The following is a 26,949-nucleotide window of genomic DNA, read 5'->3' on the forward strand; positions in this document are numbered from 1 at the left end:
TTATGCTTTCCTAGTATTGGACAACTTTGACAAAATTTTTTCTACAATAAAAGACAATATTGTGGCCGAAATAAATGAACATATCACAATTAACGGTCCCCACACCAAACGATTATTAGTACTAGGAACCATCAATTTGAAATCATGGTAAATTATGCTGTCTGTGAGATCTGAAAACAAGTATATCGTGAGTGTCATGCCAGATATTTTTGTTAATATTTTATATTTCCGATGTTTTTCTCGCTTAAATGGCAAACGAAGAAACAAGAGAAACAGTATAATTGCAACTATAAAAGGCTGATACCCCATATAATCATTTTCTGATGTCCATTGAAAAATTTTGCCGTAATTATTATTTACAGCAATCAGAGATATAACACTAAATATCATTATTGACCAGAATAATAATTGTTTGAGCGGTATTTTTTGAATTTTAGAAAAATATGTTTTAAAGTAGACACCAAAATAGTAATATCCTATCGGATAAGCCGCGGTCCACCAATCAGGCATGATTTTTCCAAAAACGTTAAATAATGACGGTAAGAAAAACAAGATTACAGAAATTATCAAAATATAAAGATGATACTGTTCGTTAGATTGATAATGCCAAGCGGCATTTAGTAGAGGTATCAGCAGGTATAAGCCAATATACATTTCTACATACCACGCATAACTATCAGTTGAAAAATCTAACATACCATACAATGCATCTGAGAACGATATTTTACTACCAAGAATTAAGGTATGCCCTATCCAATCAATTATTGACACAATGACATACAGCAAAAGTGTTCGCCAAATTTTAACGATGTAACTGCTAGAAAGAAACTTGTCTCCCATCAAGAAACCCGTAGCCATAATGAACAACGGGACCGCTGTAATAAATATGGCCCTCAGAAACACATCAATTGTTGGTATCCATCCTGTGACACTAATATCATAAAATCCAGAATTCAACAAAAAATGTACAGAAACCACTGAAAATATGGCAAAAACTTTAATCACGTCAATTTGATATAGCCGTTTTCTCAAGTTATTCTCCTAAAATTACGCTCACAAAAACAATACTTCCCATTATAGGTATAAAAAGTAGCAAAAACACTCTCATATTATTGATTCAAAATAAAAAAAATAATAATCTTTTGGTGTATAAGTTTGCTAGTTGAGATTACTCAAAGTATAAAAGAGTTATAATATTAGCTATGGAACCCGATTACTTCGAAAAGCTAACAATTGAATTAAAACGTCACCCTCATCATATAATTGAGTTAAAGCAATGGCTTTTTGTAACCATAAATACGGCTAAATCAATCATTGATAATTCAAATAAATCCCAACTTATTTATTTAAAAAATTTTTTCAGTTGCACAAAAACGAGTGAAATACAACAGGTGTTTGACACAATACAAGGTAAATTTGGTGATAAATACTTTTCAGAAAAGAATAGTTCAAATTATCAATACCTTTGTTCTCTAGTGGCAAATTTTCCAGCAACAGCGCTAACGGATGTGGAACATGAATTAATCAGTAGTTTTGTTAAAATAGACAAATACTTGTTATATGAGAATCTATAATTCCAAAACCAATTCACTAGTCAATTAAAGAACTAATTCTCCCCACAATTTTTCACTTGAAAATTTGCATACTTTTTTATCTCACATCCCCTAATAAAGGTAAACTTACATATTGATATGAACTGAACACTGTATAAACTGTCAATTCAAATATTAATTAAAACTTCAATGTCACAGCAATAAAATAATATGCTATGCTTTTGTTAAAGACAAAAATAAAAAGGAAACGAAGTCCCATGACACTCATTGATGAATTACAAATAATAGGCAAAGATAGCGCGCCCCACAGTGGGAAAACAATTTATTTAGCAGCTGGTTGGTTTAATCCGATTCAAGAAAAACTTTTAAAAGAAGCTTATGCTGCGCTATTGCACAATCAAACAGTGGCTCATGTCCATGTCCCCTTGTTACATCAATACGAAGGTTCCAATCCGATTGTCAATGGCGAGTTCAATCCCGACCAAGAATGGGCAACAGCTACTTTTGATGATGATGTTAGCGCAATTGATAATGCTGATGTCGTAGTTGCTTTACTCGATGCAAGTGATCAAGATACCGGAACAATTTGGGAAATGGGTTACGCCTATGCAAGCCATAAGCCTGTAGTTGTATTAGCAGTTGGTGATACATTTCAATATCCTATCAATCTTATGCCTGCTCAAGGGGCAATCCATCATCTCGCCAATAATAATTTAGAAACGTTTGATTTCTATGAAATCAACAAGCGTTTTTATGTTGGTAAGACGATTTAAAAATTTTATTCTCCTTGTGGCAATTTACTTAAAAAAAAGACAGAAATATCCATTTTTGGATAGTTCTGTCTTTTTAATTCAACACCATCACATAATTTTTATAACTTGTCAGGTTGATAATTGTTAATAGACGATTCAGTTTTGGTTTCAATTTCAAATAATGGTCGATGTTTGACCTCTGTAAAGATTTTACCAATATAAATGCCGATAACAGATATAGCTACCAAGTTAATACCACCTAACAGCCAAATTGAAATCATCAAAGATGACCAACCTGCTTCTGTATTACCAATCATTTTTTCAAATATTGTGTACATAATTTCAATACCAGCAACACTGGTAACAAACATTCCTAGACCAAATAGTAATCGAATCGGCTGAACACTAAAACTTGTAATACCATCAATTGCAAAACTCAACATTTTTTTCAATGGATATTTTGATGTTCCCGCTTGTCGCTTACCACGTTCATAAAAGACTTTGTCCGTTTGAAATCCTAACAAAGGTACCATCGCACGTAAAAATACATTTCGTTCTGGTAATTTTAGAAGTGCTTTAACAGCAGTTTGACTCATTAATCTAAAATCTGCATGGTTAGGAATCATGTCGACGCCTAAGAAAGTACACATTTTATAAAATGCTAATGCTGAATTTCTTTTGAACCAAGTATCATCTGCTCTACTTGACCTGACACCATATACAATTTCACTACCCTCATTGTATTTAACAATCATTTCTCTAATGACATTCGGATTGTCCTGCAAATCAGCATCGAGTGTTATGAGAATGTCCGCTAATTTGATTCCTTCAAACATTCCTGCTAATAAAGCCGACTGATGACCAAAGTTTCTAGAAAGTTTGACACCAATCAAATCCGAATTTATCAGTTTCTGGTCCTGAATAACTTGCCATGTGCCATCTTCAGAACCATCATCTACAACAAGAATAAAACTATCATGACTGATTAGATCTTCACTTACTAAATCTAATTTTATTTGTTTTAGTTTAGATAAAGTGATTTGTAAGACTTCTTGCTCGTTATAGGCTGGTAAAACAAGTCCCAAACGAGGTGTTTTTGATCGTGATAACATATTCAAAGTGCTCCTTTCTTATTGATATATATTTGATAAATCATATAATGTTGAACTTTGTGATTGACCACCCATTTGTTGTCCTGAGGAACTTTGATTTGATGTGCTAGAACTATATGTGACCGTAGTACCATTCTTTTTAACCCAAGTTAGTATTTTACTAATTTGACCACTCGAGGTCTTACTATTGTTGCCCATCACGAAGTATTTCAGTTGTCCCGACTTGACTAGCTTTTTGAATTCAGAAAGTGACATAGTTGGATCTGTTCCGTGATAACCACCTAATGCCATGACTGCTTTACCGGACTTGATAATATATCCAGATGCCGAGTTAGAATCAGTTGTGGCAAACAAATATTTGGCATTACCTTGGTGCTTCTTGGTATAACTCAATAATTGACTATTGACTTCTCCACCCATATCACTGCCACCAGTTTGGCTTAGAAGTGACGGACTGGCGGCTGGTATTGCTGCAGAATTATGCGACAATGTTGGTGTTAATGACCACCAGCTTGCCATTAGTAGAATGCTAATTGCCGATAAAATAATTTTTATTTTGCTATTGATGTGTCTAGGCAATAGCCACCAAATAGACAAGCCAATTGCTACAATAATCATAGCAATGCTGATAATTTGGTAATACGACCATACATAGTACGCTTGCAGTAGGAGAGTTGTTAATACGGCCACACCAACGACTATTCGTACAATCATTGATTCTTTATTGCTTTGAGCAGACATTTTCACAACTGCTGCCACGCCAATTGCTGTTAATGCAGCAATCGCAGGGGCCAACATAATTGTGTAATATGGATGAAAGAAGCTAGCAACTGAGAAGAAGCCATAGACTGGAACGAACCAACCTGCCCAGAGCAGAACCTCAGATTGTTCCTCAGAGACATAGTACCACTTAGCCCCACGCTTTCTAAATCCAAACCAACCAGCAATAAGTCCGAGAATTGCAAGTGGCAGATACCAACCAATTTGTGAACCCAAATCTGATTGGAAAAGCCTAAATGGTCCAGCTGATCCAATAGCAAATGCACTGTTACCACCACTCTGTCCACCTTGTGGCTTTCCAGTCATTTTAACTGCTTGACTAGGTGCCTTGCTTTTAGTCTGTTTGGTATTTTTATTTGCGGATTGATTTGGTGGCGTACCAGTGGGGGCTTTCCCACCACTGGGTTTTCCTGTCGGCGCTTTACCAGCCATTTTACCAGTTGGCGCTGAACCACTTGGCTTTTTACCACTCGGAGTACCGTTACTTTTTTGAGTGCCTTTTGATTTTTTAGTATTTCCCATACCAGGGAAAGCACCGCCGGTTCCTGTTGATTGTCCTAATAATCTTTCGGTCCCGTTATATCCAAACGCTAGTTCCATTAATGAGTTTGTTTGTGAGCTACCAATATATGGCCGACTAGATTGGTCAACCGAATCGACTGCTAATGGGTAAGCTACTGTAAAAATCGATAAGGAAGCCATACCAACAACTAACCAAGCAATTTTCTTTTTCCATGGTAGTTTGATTGCTACCCAATAATAAACAAGCATTGCTGGTAAGATCATGAAAGCTTGTAACATTTTAATGTTAAAGCCTACACCAATCAAGCCAAAACTGACAATGACTAGCCAAATATTTTTCTTAGCAACTGCTTTTTGTAAAATATATACAGCTAAAAGCAAGAAAAATACTAGTATAGCATCCATATTATTCGTACGGCTATTAGCAACCACCGTTGGCGTCAGTGTCAGAATTAACGCCCCGACTCGTCCGGCCCATAAACCAAATTTTGGTGCTAATAACTGATACATTAAGTAAACAGATCCTATACCCGCCAAGACACTTGGTAAAACAACTGACCAACCGTGTATACCAAATATTTTAGCTGATATAGCCATTAGCCATAATGCGACTGGTGGTTTGTCAACAGTAATAAATCCTGCTGGATCAAACGCGCCGTACCAAAAATTCGACCAACTTTTTGTCATTGAGGTAATCGCTGCTGTGTAGTAGCTATTAGCACTACCAGCGTTCCATATACCCCAACCATACAGAAAGGCACTTAGTATCAAAATACCAACTAAACACCAATCTGTTTTATTTACTTTTTTTAATCGCAAAATGCGTACCTCCTTTTGACATATCATTATTCTAATATCGCTTCAGTAGATATAAGTTAAATATAAATAAAATGAACATTAAAGCATTAGTCTGATCTCATTATCATAGAACAAAAAACTCATTAAACAGCATGCGATATATTTACAACTAAAAAAGCAACAATGATTTTTTAATCATTGTTGCTTTTCTATTGCATTACGTTAAAAATTTTTGTAAAAAGCAATAAGTGTCCCTTGATCAGCAGACCTAAAACCAAACTTTTCATAAAAATGCCTGACATCAGGCGCCTCTTCCGTCAATAACACTTTTTGCCTAACATTTGGATACATGTTCAAAACACGATTCATTAATTCTGTGCCAACCTGTTGACTTTGAAATTTTGGGTCAACTAGAATATCTTGTATAAAAATAATTGTCTCTCCATCCCCCACAACGCGAACTAATCCGACTAATTGATTATATGCCCACGCACTGACAACCATTAATGAATTTGCAACAGCAGCCAAAAGATTTACACGAGTGTTAGTATAGGCAAACCAACCGACACTATTGTACAGTTTGGTTAAATCATTTTCTGCGATTGTTTGATTGATTTGATAATTGATCATTTTTTGCTCCTAATTAAAGATAGTAATCATTTAATTAGACGCTTTTTTTGATAAAGTAGCATTTTAATCCTCTTGTTCTTTTCATACTACCACAGTATGATGCTTTGGCAAAATAAAAAAGCAACTTCGAGGGCGAAATTACTTTTTAAGATTAAAAACTATACTTATTATCGTTATTGTCTTTAATATATCTCGACGTCATACCTTGTGCTTCTAAGTACTCACGGAATGGCACTAAATCCTGTGCTTCATATTTTTCCTTGTAGGCCTCAACAACTGATTCGCTATACAAATTAGTGTCTAACTTTAGGGTTTCAACAGGAATAGGACGATCTTTGGTGATTTTTGCATCGACCACAACGACGCGGCCTTGATTGTAATAATCAAGTGCTTCTTTCATTACCCGATCAATGTCTTCAATTCGGCTAACGGTTAAACCAACAGCACCCTGTGCTTCGGCAATTTTGGCATAGTCAACATCCGTGAAGTCAACGCCAAAGTTATACGTATTCGTGTCTTCATACTTATTTTTGATAAATCCGTATTCTGTATTAGTAAATACAACGTTAATGACTGGTAACTTATAGCGCACGTTGGTAACAACATCTGGATAGGTCATTGAAAACGCCCCGTCTCCCATCAAATTCCACACTTGACGGTCCGGATAAGTGTTTTTGGCACCAATCCCACCTGGCAACCCAATCCCCATTGTGGCAAACAACGGTGATGTCCGCCACATATTTTTGTCTGTCATATGCAAATGACGCACGGACATTTGCGTAACATTACCGACATCAATTGAGAAAATAGCATCATCTGCTGCGTATTTATTGATAGCATTATAAACTTGATAGGCCTGTAAATCACCTTCAGTTTTTTGCTCAAGTTTATTCATATAGTCACGCCAATTTTTGACGTTAGCCACGTTCGCCTGCCACCATGGTGAATCGTTTATGGGTGATACTTTAGCTAAAATGGCGGCAATCGCTTCACCCGCATCTCCTAGAATAGCGACGTCATTTTGATGACGCTTACCCAACATTGCTGGGTTATTGTCAATTTGTATGAACTTATTCACGTTCCGGAAAGTGCCTTCAACTTCGGAGAATGGGAAGTTTGTACCAACAAACAGGACAGTATCAGCTTCAAGAATAGCTTCGTTAGCTGGCTTCCAACCAACACGGAAAGTGGAGCCAGTGAAACCTTCAAAATCCCAATCAAATGTTTCAAAGTTTTTACCTGTTGTAATAATTGGTGCTTTCATCTTACGAGATAGCGCTTGGACTGCTGCCCCATGACCCATCGTACCAATACCAGCATAAATCACTGGACGCTTAGCTTGGTTAAGAATGTCGACAGCAGCAGTAATATCGGATTCATCAACTGGTGCGGACTTATATTCTTTATAAGTTAAGCCAGACGAATAAAGTGGCGTCGAATAAAGTGAATCAGCATCAATTTCGGTAAAGCCAAAATCAGCCGGTACTTCTAGTACAGCTACCCCACGTTTGGCAATTGCCGTCCGAATAGCATCATCAACAAGATGTGGCAACTGTTCTGCGGTTGCGACACGACGATTATAAACAGCAATATTGTCATACATTGGATTCTGATTTAATTCTTGAAACGAATCCATATTTAACTCACGTACTGGTTTGGAACCTAAAATAGCCAACACTGGGATATTATCCATTGCCGCGTCATAAAGACCATTTATTAAATGCGTTGCACCTGGACCGCCAGACCCAACGGCCACACCCAATTTACCACCGAACTTCCATTGCATAACAGCTGCCATAGCGCCAACTTCTTCATGTTTGACCTGCAGAAATTTGATTTTATTTTCCGGATCGCCCATCGCATTCATCAACCCGCTCAAAGTACCTGATGGAATACCGTACATCGTGTGAACGCCCCATCCTGACATAACTTTTAAGGCTGCTAATCCGGCCGAAATTTTATTATCTGACATGCTACTATTTTCCTCCTAAACATGAAAGTGTTGTAAGCGCTTTCATTTCGATAAATAAAATTATATACGAATTTACAATTAATATCAAGCGTTTTCATGATTTATTCACTTGTGCTCATTGCTTTGGTATCAAATGATTTAGCTTGTTTTATGATTATAGCTTCACAAAGTTTAACAGATTAGCTTTTTAAATAGATTTTACTAATAATGATTTGTCTAAGCAAATATGTTCATATAGGCTAGCACGACAGAACAGATTGTCAAACCAAAAATATCTAAATTATTCTAAAATGTGTTTTAGCTAAAAGTAAAACATTCACATTGCATAGTCACTAATAAAAAAATAACCGATGAATCGACAAACGACGATAACGGTTATTTTTTAACAAACTTTTTATTTTAGTATTCGCCCCAATATTTAGACATTGTTTGTTTACCAACGCCTGGGTTGAAACTATTAGTTGGATCATTTTTCTTATAGTGCTTGATTAAGGCCGGCGCTGCCAAATATAGATGACCAACATTGTGTTCGGCTGGATAAACAGCGTGACGCTCATCCAAAATTTTAAGCATCTCTTTTTTAAGTTCATGCGCATCGACGCCAGGTTTTAGAATATAATCTTGGTGCATGACGTGATCAAGTAAGTGACCATAATAAATTTTGTGTTCTATTTTGTCTTCAATCTCTTTAGGCAAATGCTCGAACCACTTATAATCATTACTTGCCAACGCGATATCTAGTGGCAAAATGTCAATACTATCCTGTTTTAATTCTTGATAACGAATCGCAACACCAGCTGTTACGTAGCGGTGAGTTGCCGCTTTACTGGTCTCATTGGCATCGGCTTCAAAGTAGTCGCCACTTGCCTTGTCAAAATAAGATTTGAGATATTCTCGCGCTTCTTCAATACCATTACCAGCCATTTTCAATTGTAGGTAATGGTCGTACTTTTCGTAATAATCATCTATTCGTTTTGGCATTTGATTAGGAAATAAATTACTTAATGTTTGAAGCAAGCGATCTGGGAAATAAGGCTTGAAAAACGGAATGTGCTTCAAAAAGCGTTCGCCCCAAGCTTTTAGCGCAAACATCTGGGGCAAATGACCCGTTCCAATTTTCTCAATCACGATTAGCGAGTCTTTACCATATTTCTTGGCCAATTTATAAGCATTTTTATGCATATATTCACCAGAAACAGGCAATTCTTTGAATGTCGTCATAATATGGCGACGAATATCTTCCAACTCATCGGGATTATTCGTTCCAATGTAAAACATTTGTGTTTTTTTATCCATTGGGAATGTATCTAAGCGGACAGCCAATGCCGCAACGTGACCGGACGATCCAGATACTTCATACAGTTCTTTAGGATTTGCATTGTATCGAATAGGCTTATCAGATTCAACGTCACGCACAACCTGTTCATGATGGAACATTGAACCATGATGTTCAGTAGCTGGTACTTGATTCAAATCAAAATTGCGGTTCTGCAAATTAGTAATAATCTCTTCGGGCGTTTTGCCCAAATCAATACCTAAATGGTTAACTAAGTGCATTTCGTCATGTTCATCAATCCAAACATACAATGATAGCTCTGTATAAGCTGGACCTCTTCTGATCAAAGCACCACCAGAATTGTTGTTAATACCACCAATGACCGATGCGCCCAAATTAGATGAGCCAATGACTGAATGTGGTTCACGTTTAAGTGGTCGCAATTCATTTTCTAAGTGAAATAGTGTCGTACCGGGGAATGCAAGTACCTGTTCCCCATTATTGATTAACTGTAAATCTTTAATTTTCATGCCGTTCACAACAACAGCAGAACGGTCATAACCCGGGGCTGGTACGGAACCCTCAGTCAAACTAGTGTTGGCTGCTTGCATAATAATGATAATATTGTTGTCATGCAAAACATTAAGCACGCGCCACATTGCCATTAAAGTGGTTGGAAATACTACTGCAACTGCATCGCCCTTACCTGAGCGGTACCCTTTCCTAAAACGTAAAGATTTTGCTTTGTTAGTAATAACATTTTTTTTACCAACAACACTGACTAGTTCTTCGACTAAGTCCATATTAACTTCTCCCCTCTATAACGTTTGTAAAAAACGTTTTAATCATTACGCTTTTAATGATACGCTTTTTTTGATATTTTGGTTAATAAAACAATTAAATCTCATTTCAAAGCGTATCCTTGCAAATAAAAAAAGTATCAAAACCTTTAAAATTCTGATACTCACCTATTGATATACGAAATTATTTGACCAACAATACATCAGCGTCTGCCCGTTCTGAAACATAGCGCGCCGTCGAACCAATAAACATTCGAGTTAACAAAGTCGTACCTGTTTTACCCATTACAATCAAATCAGGTTTGAATTTTTCCATGACTTCATTAACAAGTATAAATCGCGCATCACCCTTAAAAACGTGCGTATCATACAAAACATCACTTTCTGCCAAAACACCGGCTGCCTTCGCAACATTTTCATTGGCTAACTTAGTCAAACTGTCAGTCATCGATGCATAAAAAACTTGGCTGCCGTCGTGATAGGCAACAGTAGAATACTGAATGACACTAATTACTTCTACTTTTGCACCATATTTTTTGGCTAAACTCGCACTATATGCTACTGCACGCATGGCCGCGTCACTACCATCAGTAGCAACAACGATTGTCTTCATCATTTGTTTCTCCTTTCTACCTTGGTTTGCAGTGGTTTCATGTCGTTGTGACTAATTTAAAACAACCCACTCGGGGATGATGATCCAACCAAAACAGTCAAATAGTACCATCTTTGTCATCAATCAATTAACTTTATGCACGAAGCATGACGATTAATCTTTCAGTACAAACAACGAGCAAGTTGTTAATTAAATTAGAAATTGAGTCGAAAGTTATCAACAAAATTCTGATATTAACTTTCTCTATCACCATTATACAATTATTTATATAATAATGGAAGCGTTTACACTATCATAGCCAGTGTTTTAATGATATGATTAATAAACTAATCATTGACATTCTGAGTTACGCAGTTCTACTTTTTTTCTGCTGTAGGAAAAACATAATAAATATTATCATAGCAATCATTATTATCATGAGCAAAAAGTTTCGCATGCCTTGCTCAATTTTCCAAGAACCAAACAAAGCAGCTACCGTGGTCCCAGCAGCGCCCATAAACATTTGGCTGGCTTGCAAAATAGCATTTGCATCGTTTTGATCATTAATTTGAACATCTGCGATTGCAGCTGTCATACCCGTACTAAAAGCCATACTCCGACCGATCGTGAAAATAGTATAGGAAAGAATAACCATTAATAAATTCAGGTTGTTCGTGACGAAATACATAAACAATACGGACAGCGTAAAAATAGAATTACCCGTGATAAGTAATTTTTTGGGGCCAATTTTATCATATAATGACCCAAATAATGGCGACAAAAATGCCCCTACTAAAGTGCCAGGGAGTAACGAAAATCCTGCTAATAGACTTGACGTATGATGAATTGTCTGCAAGTAGTTTGGAATTAACAAACCAAGGCCCAAATTAGCAAACATATATAACGTCACAGGAATCAGTAATAATGTAAAAGATTTTAGTTTAAATAACCTGATGTTTAAAAATGTTTTTTCACTTCTCAGAGAACGATAAATAAAGAGTAAAAGTGTGATAGCTGTAATGCTTAGCGTTACAGGGTTAATCATACCGCTCTCAAATTGATTAATCGTCAAAATACCTGAGATTAAAGCTATGCTGAGTAGGATAAAAGCAATCAGGTCGAATGACGGCGTTTGATGATTCGCAGTTTTTTTAGGTATCGTAAACCATCCAAGGCATAAGGACACCACCGGAATAATTAGTAGTGTGATGAAAATAGAACGCCAACCCAAACTGCTAATTAAAGCACCACCATAACTAGGTCCAAATGAGGGTGCTAAACTAATGACCATCGATCCAATTCCCATCCAAACACCTATTTTATGCCTTGGTATTAGCATCAGGATTAAGTTGAACATTAAAGGCATCGCAATTCCTGCGGAAATGCCTTCTAAAACTCTTCCTAATAGTAAAATACCTAAATTAGTTGCCAAACCAGCGAATAAAGAACCAATAACAAAAAGCAAATTAGCCAAAATCCACATCAACCTCACGCCAAATCTTTTCGTTAAATAGGCGCTTATTGTCATTGTTACGGTTACGGCCAACAAATAGGCAGTCGTTATCCATTGAATATTATTCAAAGATGTGTGAAAAATTGCTGTTAGTTCCGGAAAAGTAACATTCATCGCGGTTTCCACCATAATACCGCCGGCCGCTAAAATAGCAACCGCAATAATGCTTAATTTATTTTTGTTATTGATCATCATGACCATCCCAACTTATTTTTGATACATGCTTTAAAAATGACACAATGACATCTCTTTCCCCGTCTGAATAGCCATTAAGTACATAACTATCATGACTTTGGATGATAGTTTTAATCACATCACTAATATCAAATCCCTTTGTCGTCAAAAAAATTTCTTTTACTCGCTTATCTTTTGCTGATTCACGGCGTACAATAAAATTTTTGGCTACCATACGGTCAATTAATAGCGTAACAGTTGAACTTTTGATATTAAATTCTTGCTCAATTTCTCTTTGATTAACTGTTTTTTTACCAGATGATAATCTCAAGAAATCAATCATTGCCATTTGTGCTGCAGTCAAATCATACCGCCGCGCCACGCTATCCAGAGCATTATTCAGAGCATAATAAGCCTCTTTTAACAGTTTTCCCATATTTTCAGTCATAAATAGATTTCCTTTTTAGATAGTTAGCTAACTAATTAAATATAGCAAAAGAAATATTATTTTGCAAATTATAATTTGGGGTTATTTAAAAACCGTTTACCTTGAATTGTGTGGTAAACGGTTTTTCTTTTAATTGTTCATTACTAAATAATAATTGATTAACTCAGTTCTGCGAGTACAACATCTCGCGCTACTTTCAAATGTCGTAGTGCGTCGACTGTTTGTTCCTCAGTTCTTGTCTTCAAGCCACAGTCCGGATTAACCCAGAATTGTTTCGCATCAATTACTTTTAATCCTCGTCGAATGTTTTCTTCAATTTCAGTCGTTGTGGGAATCCTTGGTGAATGAATATCATAAACACCCAAACCAATCTGTTTGTCATATTTAGCATTTTCAAAAGCAGCAATGATTTCGCCGTGTGAACGTGATGTTTCAATCGAAATCACATCAGCATCTAAGTTTGATATTGTGTCGATAATATCTTCAAAGTCTGAATAACACATGTGTGTATGAATCTGTGTTTCATCTTGAACACCTGTTGTCGTAATTTTAAATGAATAAACAGCTTCATTCAAATAATCTTGCCAATGACGTTTTTTTAGCGGTAATCCCTCACGTAATGCGGGTTCATCGACTTGAATAATCTTAATGCCAGCCCTTTCCAAATTAATGACTTCCTGTCTCAACGCCAAAGCAATTTGATTCTGAACTGTCGCGCGTGGCACATCATCTCTTACAAATGACCAATTAACAATGGTCAAGGGTGCAGTAATCATGCCCTTCACCGGTTTATCTGTTTGTTCTTGTGCAAAAGTCGATTCAGCAACCGTAATTGGTTCTAAATAATCAACATCCCCATAAATAACTGGTGGTCTAACACCTCGTGAGCCATAAGACTGCACCCATCCGTTTTGCGTGGCAAAAAAGCCAGCTAACTTTTGACCAAAGTATTCCACCATATCGGTCCGTTCAAATTCACCATGCACCAAGACATCTAGCCCAAGTTTTTCTTGTAGTTCGATCCAACGTTTTGTTTCTGCTTTAACAAAGTCTTGATACTCCAAATCAGATATTTCCTTTTTACGCCATGCGGCACGCTTTGCCCGCACAACGGCAGTTTGGGGAAATGAGCCAATAGTTGTCGTGGGTAAAAGCGGCAAATTTAAAATATCATCTTGTTTTTTTGAACGGATAGCATATTGTGATTGACGTTCAAATCGTTGTTTGGATAAATTCTTTATTGCCGCTTGAACATTGACATTGTTACGAGCCTCTGAATCTTTTAGCACTTTCAAAGCACGTTTGTTGTCCTCAAAAGTATCAACATCTTGGTTGCCATTTAAAGCATTTGTAAGTGTGACTAATTCCTGAAGCTTTTCATCAGCAAATGCTAAACCGCCAAATAACGCGGCGCTTGCTGCTGTTTCGTATTTTTTTGTGATTGGGACGTGGAGCAAAGAATTGCTGGGTTGTAACCACAAATTTGGCGCCAAAGATTGCAATGTTTTCGCTAAGTCAAGTTTTTCTTGCAAATTAGCTGTCCATATATTGTGACCATCGACTATACCTGCGGCTAATATCTTATTCTCAGGGAAACCATACTGTTGAATGCTTTTTAAATTCTCGTCATTGCCATGCACAAAGTCCAGACCAATCGCCTGTACTGGCAAATCCACCACAGCTTGATAAGTGTCGAGTGAATCAAAGTACGTTTGTAATTCAATATTTAGCTTGGGTGCAATCTCGTGTAAATAAGCTGTCACACGCTGATAAGGCGCAATAGCTGAATCGTCGTCAATTTTGACCAAACTCGGTTCGTCCAATTGAACCCACTGAACACCTGCTTCCTGTAGTTCTTGAAAAACCTGACCATAAAGTGGTAATATTTGATCCAAAAGTCGATTGATATCTTCTGGTGATGATACATATTCACCGTTAAGTTTACCAAGCTTTATTAGCGTGACTGGCCCCAGAATAACTGGTTTACCGTTGATATTTAATTCTTCTTTTGCCTCTTGCCAATAGCGTAACCAACGATTATCTAAAAGGCGTGGTTTAGTATTGTCAAATTCGGGAACAGTGTAATGGTAGTTAATATTAAACCATTTTGTCATATCCGCCGCCACATTTTCCTTATTACCACGAGCAACAGCATAATATTCTGATAGCGTTAGCGGACGGTCATAACTACCAAAACGTGTTGGAATGAGATTAAATGCCGCGATAGTGTCCAAAACATGATCATAATCTGAGTTGTCAGCAACCGGAATGATATCTAATCCAAATGCGCGTTGCTTTTTTAAATTATTAAGTCTTAATGACTTAGCAGTTTCATGGAATTTTTGATCATCAATTTCACCACGCCAATAGGCTTCTAATAACTTTTTCCATTCTCTATGTTCACCTAAGCGGGGATACCCTAAATTTGAAGATTTTACAATATTGCTCATGTCTTACTCCTGTATTTTGTATTGTTTACTAAATGTGATTTTTTAAACAGCGTATCTTTTATTTTTGCACTGAATATAGTCGTTTATTTTTGGTAACATCGTTGTCAAAATGTCTGCTTGATTCATTGCATAAAGGTGAATGCCATCTACCCCATGATCTAATAAATCATAAATCTGTTCCATAGCATAAGCCATGCCAGCTTGTCGAAGTGCCTCTGGATTGTCTTGATATTTATGCACGATTTTAGCTAGTTTGGCTGGTAAAGAGGAACCAATCATGTAAGTTAGCTTTTCAACCTGTTTTTGACTAATAATAGGCAAAATGCCCGCTGATACTGGAATCTGAATGTAATTATTTTTTAGCTCTTCTTGCATTTTGTAAAAAGCATGATTATCAAAAAACAATTGTGAAATGAGAAATTGACTGCCTGCACTAATTTTTTCTCTCACACCACCGACACTGATTCCAGTAATTGGATTATCAACATGTCCCTCGGGATAAACTGCAGCACCAATGCTAAAATCGTTTTCTTTTTTTATATCCGTAATGAGATCTTTTGCAAATGGATAGCAACTATTATCATAATCCGATGACGGCAAGTCGCCCCGAACCGCCAAAATATTTTCAATTCCAGCGGCTTTCATCTCACTCAAATTCTGATGCAAAGTTGCTGGTGTTTGGTTAATGCCAGTTAAATGGTGAAGCGCCGTTACACCAAAGTGATTTTGGATGTAGCTGGCAATTTGTTGTGTGCGTTCATGATTTGCACTGCCCCCGGCACCGTATGTAACACTAATAAAGTCAACTCCCGCTTGTCTTGGATTCAATTCCTCTAGTGTTTGAAAAAGTGAGGTCACACTTTCTTCCTGGTGCGGTGGATAAACTTCAAACGATAAAACCGGAACAGGTTTTGTTTTGTAAATTTGATTAATTTTCGTCATAATTTTTCCTTTTAATTAAACTAACTGTCTGTTCAATTAAAAAGACATGACTGCATCCACTGCCCCACTACCATTCAGATAAACAGCCGTTGTCATTTTGTTAGCATGTAAGTAATATATTTTTTGAAAATTAACTCGCATATTGATTTACCTAGTATTGATTAGAAATTAAAAAAAATCCCATAATCTTCACCTAACAGGCAAAGATTATGGGACGATTGAATCGCGTTACCACCCAAATTCTGCCAAGCATTACTGCTTGACACTTAACAGGTACATCTGATGAGATACCCTGACGCGTTAACGGGCGCACCCGAGTAGCATTTACTAAGAGCTCATACTACTTACGACTCCAAGACCATTTTCAACTTCGTTGTAATACCAACTTTCACCAAACGTTGGTTCTCTTTAATCACACAGTAAGTTTACTTATCTCTTCAATGTCTCATCTATTTGTAATCACTATACTCTTATTATCATTTTATTGCAATACCATATTTGACTAATTTTCTTGAATAATCCGTTTCACTTACGATTATTATTTTCAGAAAACGTCATGCAAGTTAAAGAAAATAGTGCCGTCTTTTGCAATATTTTTCAAGAATGGTATTATATTATTTATATCTAACAGAAAAAAAGGAGTTTACATGCGAATTGATACATCAAAATATCCAGAAGGTGACGAGGCAATTTCATCTGACAGAATTAAACGACTCAAACTACTCAGTCGATTAGCAACATTGATGTGCATAGCAATGTATATATCCTATATTCCTCAAATCATGAGTAATTTTTCAGGACATCCAGTTGGTTTTTTGCAACCCTTTGTAGCCATGATTAACGCGTCTTTGTGGACCGGTTATGGTTGGAACAAAACCTATAAAGACTGGCCAGTAATTATTGCTAATGTCCCCGGCATCTTTTTTGGCTTAGTAACTGTCATCACAATTTACATTCATTAAAAAACGCTACTTTTTCAAAAAAATGAAAAAGTAGCGTTTTAATTCCGAAAATATTAATGATTTTTCGGCGTCCATACTTTACGCTCACTGTCATCTGGATAATAATGACCATTTGGAATGGACTGTAACTCAATTAAAGTACCCCAAGGCGCAAGAACGTATACACTGCCGTTGCCTTTTGTATCCTCATATTTTGAATTACCATGAATTTCTGATAGTGGCCTAGCACCCGCTTGTTGGGCCTTATTTAAGGCATTTTCAATATCAGCTACAAATATTGAAATATGATTGATACCAAGATCTTGTAAGCCAACGGGTTTACTTTGACTATTCGCTTGCATTTCAAACAATTCAAGACCTGGTCCTTGTTGCCCAATAACCAACATCCTTTGTCTGACAATTTTGGTTGTCTCATCAATACCCAGTTGACGTGCTGTTGTTTCACCTGTTCTAGGTTGGTCATCATGAGATAAACCATCATAAGCTATTTTAGCATTGAAAGCAGCCTTGAAAAATTGGGTCGCTTCATCAATACTTGGCACTGTTATCCCTATGTGATTAATACCCAATATATTTTTATCGTTTTGCAATAGATAACCTCCGTAAACGAATGATACTGAAATAGTGGTACTAGACATTAAAGGTATTCTATCACTTTGGTGATAGGTTGTAATGCTATTTGTTTACCGGTCAATTATTTTATTGTTATGAACAATTTCAATAAAATTTTCAATCATCTGGTTTCCTTGAGGTGTTCCAATTGACTCAGGATGGAATTGTAGTCCGAATATCGGTAATGATTCGTGTTGAATCGCCATTATTTCGTTATCGTCTGTCGATAGTCCAGTAACGATAAAATGTTCTGGGACATGATGTGCATCCAAGACTAACGAATGATATCGCATGACTTTCAATATTTTCCCACCATATAAGTCCGAATGATGGACAGTGACCATATTTGAGGTTTTACCATGTTTGATGACACTAGCTTTTTTCACTTTGCCACCAAAAACTTCTCCGATAGCCTGATGGCCTAAACATATACCTAACATTGGTTTTTTATCAGCAAAGTGACGAATCATGTTTTCCATCTCACCAGCCTGATTGGGTTGTCCAGGACCTGGGGAAAAAATAATCCCATTGGCACGGTTAGCAATCGTATAAAGTCGTTCATCATCATTTCTCAGGACAACTAATGAAGTTTTAGTGCCAATAATTTGTGCTAGATTATAGGTAAACGAGTCATAATTATCTACTAATAAAATCATCTGTTCACTCCCACGCTTAGTAATGCCTTAGCTTTATTCAATGTTTCTTGATATTCATTTTCTGCCACAGAGTCATACACAATTCCAGCACCTGCTTGAACATATCCTTTTTTATTTTTAACAATCATTGTGCGGATTGCTATTGCAAAATCCATTTGGTTGTCGCGAGATAAATACCCAATTGCCCCCGCATAAACACCGCGACTGACAGATTCCATTTCATAAATGCGCTGTAGTGCCCGTACTTTAGGTGCTCCGCTGACTGTTCCAGCTGGTAGAGTCGCTTTCAACGCAGAAATTGCAGGCGTATGTTCATTTAATTTACCACTAACCTCAGAGACCAAATGCATAATGTAACGATACTTTTGAATTTCAAGCAGTGTGGTCACTTGTACACTACCAAATTGAGATACTTTTCCAAGGTCATTACGACCAAGGTCAACTAACATACGATGTTCAGCCAGTTCTTTTTCATTATTTTTTAGCTCTTGGGCAATTGCAATATCTTCCTCAACCGTTTGTCCTCTTTTTCTAGTCCCAGCAATCGGATTAGTCGTTACTGTTTCACCACGGACCGTGACCAAACTTTCAGGAGATGAACCAATGATTTGATAGTCACCATAATCCATATAGTACATGTATGGCGATGGATTAGTGCGTCGTAATTGCCTATAAAAATCAAACGGCTTATCATCAAACGCAAAGCTAAATCTTTGAGAGGGCACCATTTGAAACATATCACCGTCTTGAATTAGCTCTTTTGTATGGTTAACAATCGCTTCGAACTGATCTGGCGTTAAGTTTGATTTTGGTTTTAAATCGTGTAATTGCACAGGTACGAGTTCATCAGCGATTGGTAGTTTTAACTTATTTTCGATAGCCATACTGATTTCATTTAAATTGCCACGGCCTGAATAAACGTTATCAACGACGATTTGAATTTTTTCCAACTGATGGTCAAAAATAATAAACGTTTCATATAGAAACAAATGACTATCTGGCATACCTAAATCGTTTTCAGGCAGATTGTTTAATTTTTCATACGTGGCTATCATATCAAATCCTACGTAACCAATAGCGCCTCCTTGAAAAGGCAATTCGTCCAGGCATTCATCTTCCGTAACCACCAAATCTTGTAAAGCCATTAATGGATCATTATGCTCAGTCGTTTGCCCATCAATTGTCACTGAATGACCCACCGTGCTAAACTCATGTACCGGATCAACTGCAATAATTGAATAACGAGATTTTTCACTATCAGTCGGTACTGACTCTAGTAGAAAGCTGTGTTCACCGCGCAAACGAAAATAGGCGCTAATAACGGTTAAAGTGTCTGCATCAATCGTTTTGATTTGTCGCATTGCGTGCTCCTTTCATTTTTTGAATAAATTCAATTAAGTATATCGTGGCATCATCAGGATGCTCTTCGATTATCCTAACAAGTGCTGAACCAACTATAATCGCATCTGCAGAGGAAAATAATTTAGCTTGATCATAGGTAGTAATACCAAATCCCACCGCAACTGGAATATCTGTCAATTCCTTTATGCTAGTGACAATTTTGTCTGCTTCGTTAGACAATTCATTTTGTGACCCAGTTATTCCTAAAGAACTAACGACATAGATAAATCCGGAAGCATGTGACACAATTTTAGCCAATCGATTACCGGATTGTAATGTCACAAGTTGAATAAATGCACGTCCGTATTGTTGCGCAATATTTAGAAATACCTCTTGTTCTTCTAAAGGCATATCTGGCATAATAATGCCCTGAATATTCAAAGACTTCATCTTACTCAAAAATTTTTCATAACCATATTTAAAAACAGGATTGGTATATGTCAAGAACACCAAAGGTACATTGGTATGCTTACGAACCTCAGTCATTAATCTGAACACGTCCTCTGTTGTTGTGCCCTTTGCAAGTACTTTTTGATCAGCATTCATTATTGTTGGCCCATCGGCGCTAGGATCACTGAAAGCTATGCCAACTTCAATTAAATCCGCTCCAGCATTTGCCATATCAACTATATATTTAGCACTTTTTTCAAAATCAGGATATCCGGCTACGGTAAATCCAATAAAAGCATTTTTATGTTTTAACGCTTGTATAATGTCATTCATTTATTACTCCTTGCTATACGCACCAACTCTCGCATCTTTTCTAAGTTTTTTATACCATTAACCTCTGATCCTGAACTAATATCAACTGTTTTGGGATTCAATAAAGAGATTGCTCTCTGTAAATTATGCGTTGTTAAACCGCCAGCCAGAAAATCTAAAGGGTCATCAGGTTTAAATTTGCGCCAATCAAATATTTTCCCTGTGCCTGCGCCTTCATCAATCATACGGTTTTTCGCGCATGTTTTAAATTGAAAGTCTGGCTTCATAACCTTAATAACTGGCAGACCCGAACTTTGAATTTCATCAACCTGTTGCTCAGTTTCTTGACCATGGAGCTGAGCTACTTGAATAATATCCTTGTACGCGAGAATTTCACTGGTGTTTTGGTTAGAAAATACGCCCACTAAGGGGATATCTATATTCAACGTATTTCGCATTTTTTGGGCTAATTCAAAAGTTACCGAACGATGCCGATTTGGAACCAGGATAATACCAGCTAAATCTGGTTTAACTTCATTTAAATAATCAACATCTTGTAAACGAAAGTTGCCACATAACTTAATTCGTGTCATTCATCACCTCTTAATTGATTAATCTTTGCTATTTTATTCGTAGCACGCATGAAAGTTTCACCAACTAAAATACCATTCACGCCATTCTGTTCCAAAACCTCGACATCTGTCCGGGTTTTGATTCCTGACTCAGAAATAAAGAGTACATCAGCAGGCACTAACTGGCGTAAACGAATTGTATTATTAAAATCTACAGTAAAGTTTTTTAAATTTCGGTTATTAACACCAATAATTCGTGCCTTTGCGTTTACTGCTCGTTTAATTTCTTCATCATTATGTGCCTCAACAATAGCGGAAAGCCCTAATTTATTTGCTAAAGACAGATATGACCCTAATTCGTCATCAGTTAGAATTGCAACAATTAACAAAATAATTTGCGCCCCTGCCGCTTTAGCTTCATAAATCATATAAGGATCAATGATAAAATCTTTGCGAAGTGTTGGTATATTATTTTTCGCTGCGACATTTTTCAAAATATCAAGAGAACCTTTAAAGTAAGTTTCTTCAGTCAAAACACTGATTGCATCCACACCGGCTTTTTCGTATTCATCAGCAATTTGTTGATAATCGAACGCTTCAGGAGACACAATTTGTCCCTTTGAGGGTGAGGCTTGTTTAATTTCGGCGATTACAGAAATTTTGTCACTATACAAATTATTTTCAAAAGAAAACGTATTGGAATTTGGTAGACTCTTAACCTCTTTTTTCAAATCAACAAGTGTTTTTTTTGTTTGTCGCTTTAACATATTTTGTCGTGAAGCACTAACTAAATTATCTAATATCATGTAGTGGCCGCCTTAGTCGTTTGTTGTAGTAATTCTAATTGTCTTAATGCTTTTCCACTATCCAATATGTGTTCAGCCAATTGAATTGCCTCGTCAATTGTTGCTGCTTTTTGAGCTATCAATAATGCTAACGCAGCATTTAAAATCACGACGTCTTTCATTGGTCCCGAGATAATGCCAGATAAAATATTGCGAGTAATTTGAGCATTTTCAACAGGTGTACCACCACGCAAAGTTTGAATTGATACAAAATCAAAGCCATACTCTGTCGGGTTAAAAGTTTTTTCTTTTATTTGACCATCAGCTAATACGACCAAATCTGTTTTCGTCGTTAAAGTGACTTCATCCAATCCGTCCTGCCCATGAACTAATATCGCTTTTTTGACACCTAACTCGGAAAAAACTTTTGCCAACGGAACTAAGAGTTTTTTTGAATATACCCCAATCAACATTGTTTGGGGTCGTGCGGGATTTGTCAGTGGTCCTAGAATATTAAATATTGTACGAAAACCTAGGGACTTTCGAATTGCACCCACATACTTCATAGCTGGATGATATGAACGAGCAAATAAAAAAGTTTGCCCGGCGTGAGATAGAACATCAGTGGCCTGTTGAGGTTTCAAATCAATTGCAACATTCAATGCCTCTAAGGCATCGGCTGTCCCTGACTTAGAACTGGCAGCACGATTACCATGTTTCACAACTGGCACACCAGCTGCAGCGACTATGAAACTGGCAGTTGTCGAAATATTAAATGTGCCCGACAAATCACCACCAGTACCAACAATATCGATTGCGTCAAAAGCCGGCTCAATTTTAGTTGCATGTGCTATCATGGCTTTTGCAGAACCAACAATTTCAGAAACTGATTCTTTCTTGATTGCTAATCCCATTAAATAGGCAGAAATTTCTGGATCAGAAACTTTTCCGTCCATAATATCATTCATAACCTGAAACGCATCTTCAGAACTCAAGTCTTGCGATTTGATTAATTTTGACAACGCTTTTTGAATATTACTCATGAATGTCCACTCCCTTGTATCGCGCAATAGCAGCAACATCTTTATCACCACGTCCACTCAAATTAACCATAATTTGTTGATCTTTTCTCATTTTTGGCGCGATTTTCATTGCATACGCCACAGCGTGCGCACTCTCAATTGCCGCAATAATACCCTCCTTTTTGGCAATATATTCAAATGCCTCTACTGCTTCCTCATCTGTAATTGGCACGTATTTTGCCCGATTAATATCTTTTAAATAAGCGTGTTCCGGTCCAATCCCTGGGTAATCTAATCCCGCTGAAATGCTATATACAGGATCAATTTGACCATCAGCAGACTGCAAAAATTGTGATTTCATACCATGAAAAATCCCAGTTGTTCCAAGTGCCATTGTCGCTGCTGTTTGCTGAGTATTAACACCTTTACCAGCAGCTTCAATACCTATTAATTCAACCTCCGGATCATCAATAAATTTGGCAAATGCCCCAATCGCATTCGATCCTCCGCCAACTGCGGCGAGAACTGCATCTGGTAATCGCCCCGTCTGCTCTAAGAATTGGCTTCTAGCTTCCTCACTAATAATTGACTGGAAATATTTGACCATTTCTGGAAATGGATGTGGTCCAACGGCCGAACCGAGTACGTAAAATGTATCATCAATTCTTTTAGTCCAATCTTGAAATGTAGCATTGACTGCATCTTTTAAAACTTGTGTTCCCGTTGTAACGGCATGAACTTTAGCGCCAAGCAATTCCATACGATATACATTTAATGCTTGTCGTTCGGTATCTTCTTTACCCATAAATATTTCAGCTTCCATACCAAACAAAGCAGCAGCTGTGGCTGTTGCCACCCCATGTTGTCCAGCACCTGTTTCAGCAATTAATCTCGTTTTACCCATTCGTTTTGCAATTAATGCTTGACCTAAAACATTGTTGATTTTGTGTGCGCCCGTGTGATTTAAATCTTCTCTTTTTAAATAAATTTGTGCACCGCCCAAATCTTTAGACATATTTCTTGCATAATACAACATAGATGGTCGATTTGCATAGTTGTCAAATAAGTCTTTCAATTCGTGATTAAAAATTGGATCCTCTTTATATTTATTAAAGGCTTCTGTGACCTCATTAATTGCAGGCATTAATAATTCCGGAACAAATTGTCCACCATATTCACCGTAGTATCCTTTTTTTGTCATTCTTTTCCTCTTTTCTTTAAGCAAACAAAAAACCGCCCTGAAAAATTTGCTTTTGCAAAAATTTCAGGACGGTTTCCCGCGGTGCCACCTGATTTCGTCCAAATCAAATGGTACTTAAAAAACCACTCGAATTAAAACGCGTCTCAACAGTTATCTAACAATAACCTGATCACTGACGTAGATCTCACGTTTGGCAGTACTAAAGATTTCTCTTGTTCAACCAACCCTCAATGGTCCATTTGCCATGTTGCGTTCGGCCCTACTTCCAGTAACAAGGGCTCCCTGTACGTGCACACATGGTTTGATCTCCATCTCAACGGTTTATGACGTTTTTTAGATTAAATACATTGTAAATCTTTTATTAGAATTATGCAACACTTTTATAATGTTCCATATTTTTGTCATGCTTTACTTCTAAGCATACGTCGATATTTGTCCAATTCTGTCACGACCAAAACAATCAAACCTGTTATCAAAATAATAACCCAATGTTGCCATGAAAGATCTGACGTTGAGAAAACACCTTGCATGAAAGGGACATAAGTGAAAATAATTTGTAAGAAAATCATCGCGCCAATCGCGCCAAATGCCATAGGGTTTGTCCAAAATGATCGGCTAAGTGCTGGCGCAGCGGTACGAATATTAAACAGATAAAAAATCTTTCCAAAAATAATAACGTTAACCGCCATAGTACTGGCCACGGCAAAACCAGTCATACTGTCTAAGTATTCAAATACTGCGAGTGCAACGGCAGCAATAATAACACTAACATATACCATTTGAAATACATCATATCGACTCATTAATTTATCTGATGTTTTACGTGGCGGACGGGACATTAAACCGGGTTCCGCGGGTTCAAATATAAAGACCAACTGTAATGTCAGCGCAGAAACCATGTTAATCCATAGAAGTTGCGTGGCTGTTAACGGCATTGGTTGTTGTAACAAAATGCTGAACACAACAATCAATCCCTCAGCAAAACTTGTTGGCAATAGATACAAGATCGTTTTACGAATGTTGTCGTACAAACGGCGCCCCTGAGCAATCGCTGTTTTAATGGTTGAAAAATCATCATTAGCCAAAACCATGTCTGCTGAATCTTTGGCAACATCGGTGCCTTTGACACCCATCGCAACACCAATGTCAGCCCGCTTTAATGCGGGTGCATCGTTAACGCCATCACCCGTCATGGCTGTCACTAGTCCATTTGCCTGATATGCCGCAACAATGCGCAATTTATCTTGTGGCGTTGTTCTAGCAAAAACATCATACTTTGTCACGACACTAGCCAACATGTCATCAGTCATTGCTTCAACTTCAGATCCTGTAATGGTTTGAATATTGTTAGCCAATCCTAACTGCTGCCCAATTGCTTTAGCTGTGTCAGGGCTGTCACCAGTAATCATTTTAACGTGAATACCTGCTTGACGCATATCCTTTATAGCATCAATAACTTCTGGCCGTGGCGGATCAATAATTGCGGCTAACCCCAAGAACGTGATACCACTAGCTTTTAAGCTTTCGTGTGTCACTTCATTAACATCATCTGCAACATCAGCATAACCGACGGCAATGACTCTTTTACCAGATTGCGCAAATTTTGCTGCTAAATCAGACCAATATTTTCTTCGGAATGTCGTACTATTCTCTGCTAAATCAAATAATTTGTCAGGGGATCCTTTAATTGCAATAAAGCGATGCTGCTGTTGATTTTCAGATAAGCGTGCCATATAACGATAATCTGAATCAAAAGGAATACGGTCAATTTCATTTAATTTTGGTTCTTTTGGACCAAAAGCTTTATAGTACGCGGATAAAAATGCTGCATCGGTTGGCTCACCATTAATTTCCCACGCACCATTTTCTTCCGTAAGGAAAGTATCATTAGCCTGCTGACCCATAGTCAGAAACATCTCTAGCTTGCTGATTTTTTTAGCATCAACCACTCGCCCATCGATTTGAATATCGCCCTCTGGTGCATAGCCTGTTCCAGTGACCGTATAATGTTTTTCATCAATGACAATATCTTGGATAGTCATTTCATTTTTGGTCAGTGTACCTGTTTTGTCAGAAGCAATAATATCAACGGCACCAAGCGTTTCAGCTGCTGGTAATGTCTTAACAATTGCATGCTTTTTAGTTAACTTTTGCACGCCTGTCGCCAAAATAATTGAGGTTGCCGCCGGCAGTCCCTCAGGCATTGAACCAACAATCATTGCGATAATCGCCATTACTAAAGTTGGCAAATCATAAATATTAAGCGCCCACCCCAATACAAACATAACTGCAGCTACGGCAATGATGAGCCATGAAATGCCACGCCCTAGGGCATCTAACTCTTTGGTCAATGGTGACTTGTTACCTGAAACATCAGCCACACTCTGAGAAATTTGACCAATTTGTGTATCAACGCCTGTTGCAACAACAATACCAGTTGCACTACCATTAGTGACAGCCGTCGAAGCATAAGCCATATTACTACGCTCAGCTAGAGGTACAGATGCTGCTAAAATTTGTTCATTTTTTAAAACAGAGTCTGCTTCCCCTGTCAACGAAGATTCCTGAATACGTAAATTATCAACGTCAATAAGACGCAGATCAGCTGGGACGTTGTCGCCAGCTTCCAAATAAACTAAATCGCCCAAGACCAATTCACGAGCAGGAACATCAAAACGGTCACTATTTCTTATAACAGTTGCCTCAACCGACAACATATTTT

General features: G+C 37.3%; 23 protein-coding genes and 1 other annotated feature. Of the genes, 3 read left to right on the plus strand and 20 right to left on the minus strand.

The window, feature by feature from the left end; genetic code table 11:
• Entirely contained in the window at nt 1-1,032 is a 1,032-nt protein-coding gene (locus IEU65_RS02545) for an acyltransferase (protein ID WP_010295713.1), read from the minus strand.
• 170 nt (nt 1,033-1,202) lie between these two features.
• Between IEU65_RS02545 and IEU65_RS02550 the strand changes: the two genes are divergently transcribed.
• Nucleotides 1,203-1,574: a hypothetical protein gene (locus IEU65_RS02550; RefSeq protein WP_010295717.1), complete on the plus strand. Its 372-nt coding sequence runs from the start codon at nt 1,203-1,205 to the stop codon at nt 1,572-1,574.
• A 236-nt stretch (nt 1,575-1,810) separates the two neighbouring features.
• Nucleotides 1,811-2,326 (plus strand): nucleoside 2-deoxyribosyltransferase, encoded by a 516-nt coding sequence (locus IEU65_RS02555; RefSeq protein ID WP_010295721.1) that lies wholly within the window; start codon nt 1,811-1,813, stop codon nt 2,324-2,326.
• 98 nt (nt 2,327-2,424) lie between these two features.
• Here IEU65_RS02555 and IEU65_RS02560 read toward each other — a convergent pair whose 3' ends face one another.
• From IEU65_RS02560 to IEU65_RS02605, 10 genes are all read right to left on the minus strand, one after another.
• Nucleotides 2,425-3,417 carry a glycosyltransferase family 2 protein gene (locus tag IEU65_RS02560; protein WP_168441553.1) on the minus strand — a complete coding sequence of 331 codons (993 nt, stop codon included), beginning with the start codon at nt 3,415-3,417 and terminating at the stop codon, nt 2,425-2,427.
• Nucleotides 3,418-3,435: 18 nt separating this feature from the next.
• Nucleotides 3,436-5,538 carry an ArnT family glycosyltransferase gene (locus tag IEU65_RS02565; protein WP_168441554.1) on the minus strand — a complete coding sequence of 701 codons (2,103 nt, stop codon included), beginning with the start codon at nt 5,536-5,538 and terminating at the stop codon, nt 3,436-3,438.
• A gap of 201 nt (nt 5,539-5,739) precedes the next feature.
• Nucleotides 5,740-6,147, minus strand: coding sequence for a GNAT family N-acetyltransferase (locus IEU65_RS02570; protein WP_168441555.1), 408 nt, complete (start codon nt 6,145-6,147; stop codon nt 5,740-5,742).
• Between the two features lie 151 nt (nt 6,148-6,298).
• On the minus strand, nt 6,299-8,119 hold the full coding sequence (gene spxB, locus IEU65_RS02575; RefSeq protein ID WP_188352225.1) for a pyruvate oxidase: 1,821 nt from the start codon (nt 8,117-8,119) through the stop codon (nt 6,299-6,301).
• A 399-nt stretch (nt 8,120-8,518) separates the two neighbouring features.
• Complete coding sequence (dld, locus tag IEU65_RS02580; protein ID WP_168441472.1) at nt 8,519-10,198, minus strand: D-lactate dehydrogenase; 1,680 nt, start codon at nt 10,196-10,198, stop codon at nt 8,519-8,521.
• A gap of 181 nt (nt 10,199-10,379) precedes the next feature.
• Nucleotides 10,380-10,811 (minus strand): universal stress protein, encoded by a 432-nt coding sequence (locus IEU65_RS02585; RefSeq protein ID WP_168441473.1) that lies wholly within the window; start codon nt 10,809-10,811, stop codon nt 10,380-10,382.
• A 343-nt stretch (nt 10,812-11,154) separates the two neighbouring features.
• Nucleotides 11,155-12,492 carry an MFS transporter gene (locus tag IEU65_RS02590; protein ID WP_308738171.1) on the minus strand — a complete coding sequence of 446 codons (1,338 nt, stop codon included), beginning with the start codon at nt 12,490-12,492 and terminating at the stop codon, nt 11,155-11,157.
• Nucleotides 12,482-12,922 carry a MarR family winged helix-turn-helix transcriptional regulator gene (locus IEU65_RS02595; protein WP_168441475.1) on the minus strand — a complete coding sequence of 147 codons (441 nt, stop codon included), beginning with the start codon at nt 12,920-12,922 and terminating at the stop codon, nt 12,482-12,484. The genes IEU65_RS02590 and IEU65_RS02595 overlap by 11 nt, the downstream gene beginning before the upstream one ends.
• A gap of 158 nt (nt 12,923-13,080) precedes the next feature.
• Complete coding sequence (metE, locus tag IEU65_RS02600) at nt 13,081-15,372, minus strand: 5-methyltetrahydropteroyltriglutamate--homocysteine S-methyltransferase (RefSeq protein WP_168441476.1); 2,292 nt, start codon at nt 15,370-15,372, stop codon at nt 13,081-13,083.
• A 42-nt stretch (nt 15,373-15,414) separates the two neighbouring features.
• Nucleotides 15,415-16,314: a methylenetetrahydrofolate reductase gene (locus tag IEU65_RS02605; protein ID WP_168441477.1), complete on the minus strand. Its 900-nt coding sequence runs from the start codon at nt 16,312-16,314 to the stop codon at nt 15,415-15,417.
• A 207-nt stretch (nt 16,315-16,521) separates the two neighbouring features.
• Nucleotides 16,522-16,764 (minus strand) — a binding site (T-box leader).
• 197 nt (nt 16,765-16,961) lie between these two features.
• On the opposite strand from IEU65_RS02605, the gene IEU65_RS02610 reads away from it, so the two are divergent.
• Nucleotides 16,962-17,276: a SemiSWEET family transporter gene (locus tag IEU65_RS02610; RefSeq protein ID WP_114667003.1), complete on the plus strand. Its 315-nt coding sequence runs from the start codon at nt 16,962-16,964 to the stop codon at nt 17,274-17,276.
• A 53-nt stretch (nt 17,277-17,329) separates the two neighbouring features.
• Here IEU65_RS02610 and IEU65_RS02615 read toward each other — a convergent pair whose 3' ends face one another.
• From IEU65_RS02615 to IEU65_RS02655, 9 genes are all read right to left on the minus strand, one after another.
• Nucleotides 17,330-17,866: a VOC family protein gene (locus IEU65_RS02615; RefSeq protein ID WP_233610738.1), complete on the minus strand. Its 537-nt coding sequence runs from the start codon at nt 17,864-17,866 to the stop codon at nt 17,330-17,332.
• A 93-nt stretch (nt 17,867-17,959) separates the two neighbouring features.
• Nucleotides 17,960-18,544: an anthranilate synthase component II gene (locus IEU65_RS02620; RefSeq protein WP_168441479.1), complete on the minus strand. Its 585-nt coding sequence runs from the start codon at nt 18,542-18,544 to the stop codon at nt 17,960-17,962.
• Nucleotides 18,541-19,905, minus strand: coding sequence for an anthranilate synthase component I (trpE, locus tag IEU65_RS02625; protein WP_168441480.1), 1,365 nt, complete (start codon nt 19,903-19,905; stop codon nt 18,541-18,543). The genes IEU65_RS02620 and trpE overlap by 4 nt, the downstream gene beginning before the upstream one ends.
• Entirely contained in the window at nt 19,883-20,668 is a 786-nt protein-coding gene (gene trpA / locus IEU65_RS02630) for a tryptophan synthase subunit alpha (RefSeq protein WP_168441481.1), read from the minus strand. Before trpA ends, trpE begins: the two co-directional genes overlap by 23 nt.
• Entirely contained in the window at nt 20,665-21,240 is a 576-nt protein-coding gene (locus IEU65_RS02635) for a phosphoribosylanthranilate isomerase (protein ID WP_168441482.1), read from the minus strand. Before IEU65_RS02635 ends, trpA begins: the two co-directional genes overlap by 4 nt.
• Nucleotides 21,237-22,025, minus strand: coding sequence for an indole-3-glycerol phosphate synthase TrpC (gene trpC / locus IEU65_RS02640; RefSeq protein ID WP_168441483.1), 789 nt, complete (start codon nt 22,023-22,025; stop codon nt 21,237-21,239). The genes IEU65_RS02635 and trpC overlap by 4 nt, the downstream gene beginning before the upstream one ends.
• Nucleotides 22,022-23,047, minus strand: a complete 1,026-nt coding sequence (gene trpD, locus IEU65_RS02645) for an anthranilate phosphoribosyltransferase (protein WP_168441484.1) — start codon at nt 23,045-23,047, stop codon at nt 22,022-22,024. The genes trpC and trpD overlap by 4 nt, the downstream gene beginning before the upstream one ends.
• Nucleotides 23,040-24,227 carry a tryptophan synthase subunit beta gene (gene trpB / locus IEU65_RS02650; RefSeq protein ID WP_168441485.1) on the minus strand — a complete coding sequence of 396 codons (1,188 nt, stop codon included), beginning with the start codon at nt 24,225-24,227 and terminating at the stop codon, nt 23,040-23,042. The genes trpD and trpB overlap by 8 nt, the downstream gene beginning before the upstream one ends.
• Nucleotides 24,228-24,628: 401 nt before the next feature.
• Nucleotides 24,629-26,944 (minus strand): HAD-IC family P-type ATPase, encoded by a 2,316-nt coding sequence (locus IEU65_RS02655; RefSeq protein ID WP_242455645.1) that lies wholly within the window; start codon nt 26,942-26,944, stop codon nt 24,629-24,631.
• Nucleotides 26,945-26,949: the final 5 nt, after the last annotated feature.

The organism is Leuconostoc pseudomesenteroides KCTC 3652 (assembly GCF_014634745.1).
GTDB lineage: Bacteria > Bacillota > Bacilli > Lactobacillales > Lactobacillaceae > Leuconostoc > Leuconostoc pseudomesenteroides.

Excerpts from the sequence above, each read along its gene's own strand:
- IEU65_RS02555 (WP_010295721.1), top strand. The coding sequence starts at position 1,811 with ATGACACTCATTGATGAATTACAAATAATAGGCAAAGATAGCGCGCCC.
- IEU65_RS02620 (WP_168441479.1), bottom strand. The coding sequence starts at position 18,544 with ATGATTTTATTAGTAGATAATTATGACTCGTTTACCTATAATCTAGCA.
- trpB (WP_168441485.1), bottom strand. The coding sequence starts at position 24,227 with ATGACAAAAAAAGGATACTACGGTGAATATGGTGGACAATTTGTTCCG.
- IEU65_RS02560 (WP_168441553.1), bottom strand. The coding sequence starts at position 3,417 with ATGTTATCACGATCAAAAACACCTCGTTTGGGACTTGTTTTACCAGCC.
- metE (WP_168441476.1), bottom strand. The coding sequence starts at position 15,372 with ATGAGCAATATTGTAAAATCTTCAAATTTAGGGTATCCCCGCTTAGGT.
- trpE (WP_168441480.1), bottom strand. The coding sequence starts at position 19,905 with ATGCGACAAATCAAAACGATTGATGCAGACACTTTAACCGTTATTAGC.
- IEU65_RS02585 (WP_168441473.1), bottom strand. The coding sequence starts at position 10,811 with ATGATGAAGACAATCGTTGTTGCTACTGATGGTAGTGACGCGGCCATG.
- IEU65_RS02610 (WP_114667003.1), top strand. The coding sequence starts at position 16,962 with ATGCGAATTGATACATCAAAATATCCAGAAGGTGACGAGGCAATTTCA.
- IEU65_RS02550 (WP_010295717.1), top strand. The coding sequence starts at position 1,203 with ATGGAACCCGATTACTTCGAAAAGCTAACAATTGAATTAAAACGTCAC.
- trpA (WP_168441481.1), bottom strand. The coding sequence starts at position 20,668 with ATGAATGACATTATACAAGCGTTAAAACATAAAAATGCTTTTATTGGA.
- IEU65_RS02655 (WP_242455645.1), bottom strand. The coding sequence starts at position 26,944 with ATGTTGTCGGTTGAGGCAACTGTTATAAGAAATAGTGACCGTTTTGAT.
- spxB (WP_188352225.1), bottom strand. The coding sequence starts at position 8,119 with ATGTCAGATAATAAAATTTCGGCCGGATTAGCAGCCTTAAAAGTTATG.
- IEU65_RS02595 (WP_168441475.1), bottom strand. The coding sequence starts at position 12,922 with ATGACTGAAAATATGGGAAAACTGTTAAAAGAGGCTTATTATGCTCTG.
- IEU65_RS02590 (WP_308738171.1), bottom strand. The coding sequence starts at position 12,492 with ATGATCAATAACAAAAATAAATTAAGCATTATTGCGGTTGCTATTTTA.
- trpD (WP_168441484.1), bottom strand. The coding sequence starts at position 23,047 with ATGAGTAATATTCAAAAAGCGTTGTCAAAATTAATCAAATCGCAAGAC.
- trpC (WP_168441483.1), bottom strand. The coding sequence starts at position 22,025 with ATGATATTAGATAATTTAGTTAGTGCTTCACGACAAAATATGTTAAAG.
- IEU65_RS02605 (WP_168441477.1), bottom strand. The coding sequence starts at position 16,314 with ATGACGAAAATTAATCAAATTTACAAAACAAAACCTGTTCCGGTTTTA.
- dld (WP_168441472.1), bottom strand. The coding sequence starts at position 10,198 with ATGGACTTAGTCGAAGAACTAGTCAGTGTTGTTGGTAAAAAAAATGTT.
- IEU65_RS02635 (WP_168441482.1), bottom strand. The coding sequence starts at position 21,240 with ATGACACGAATTAAGTTATGTGGCAACTTTCGTTTACAAGATGTTGAT.
- IEU65_RS02570 (WP_168441555.1), bottom strand. The coding sequence starts at position 6,147 with ATGATCAATTATCAAATCAATCAAACAATCGCAGAAAATGATTTAACC.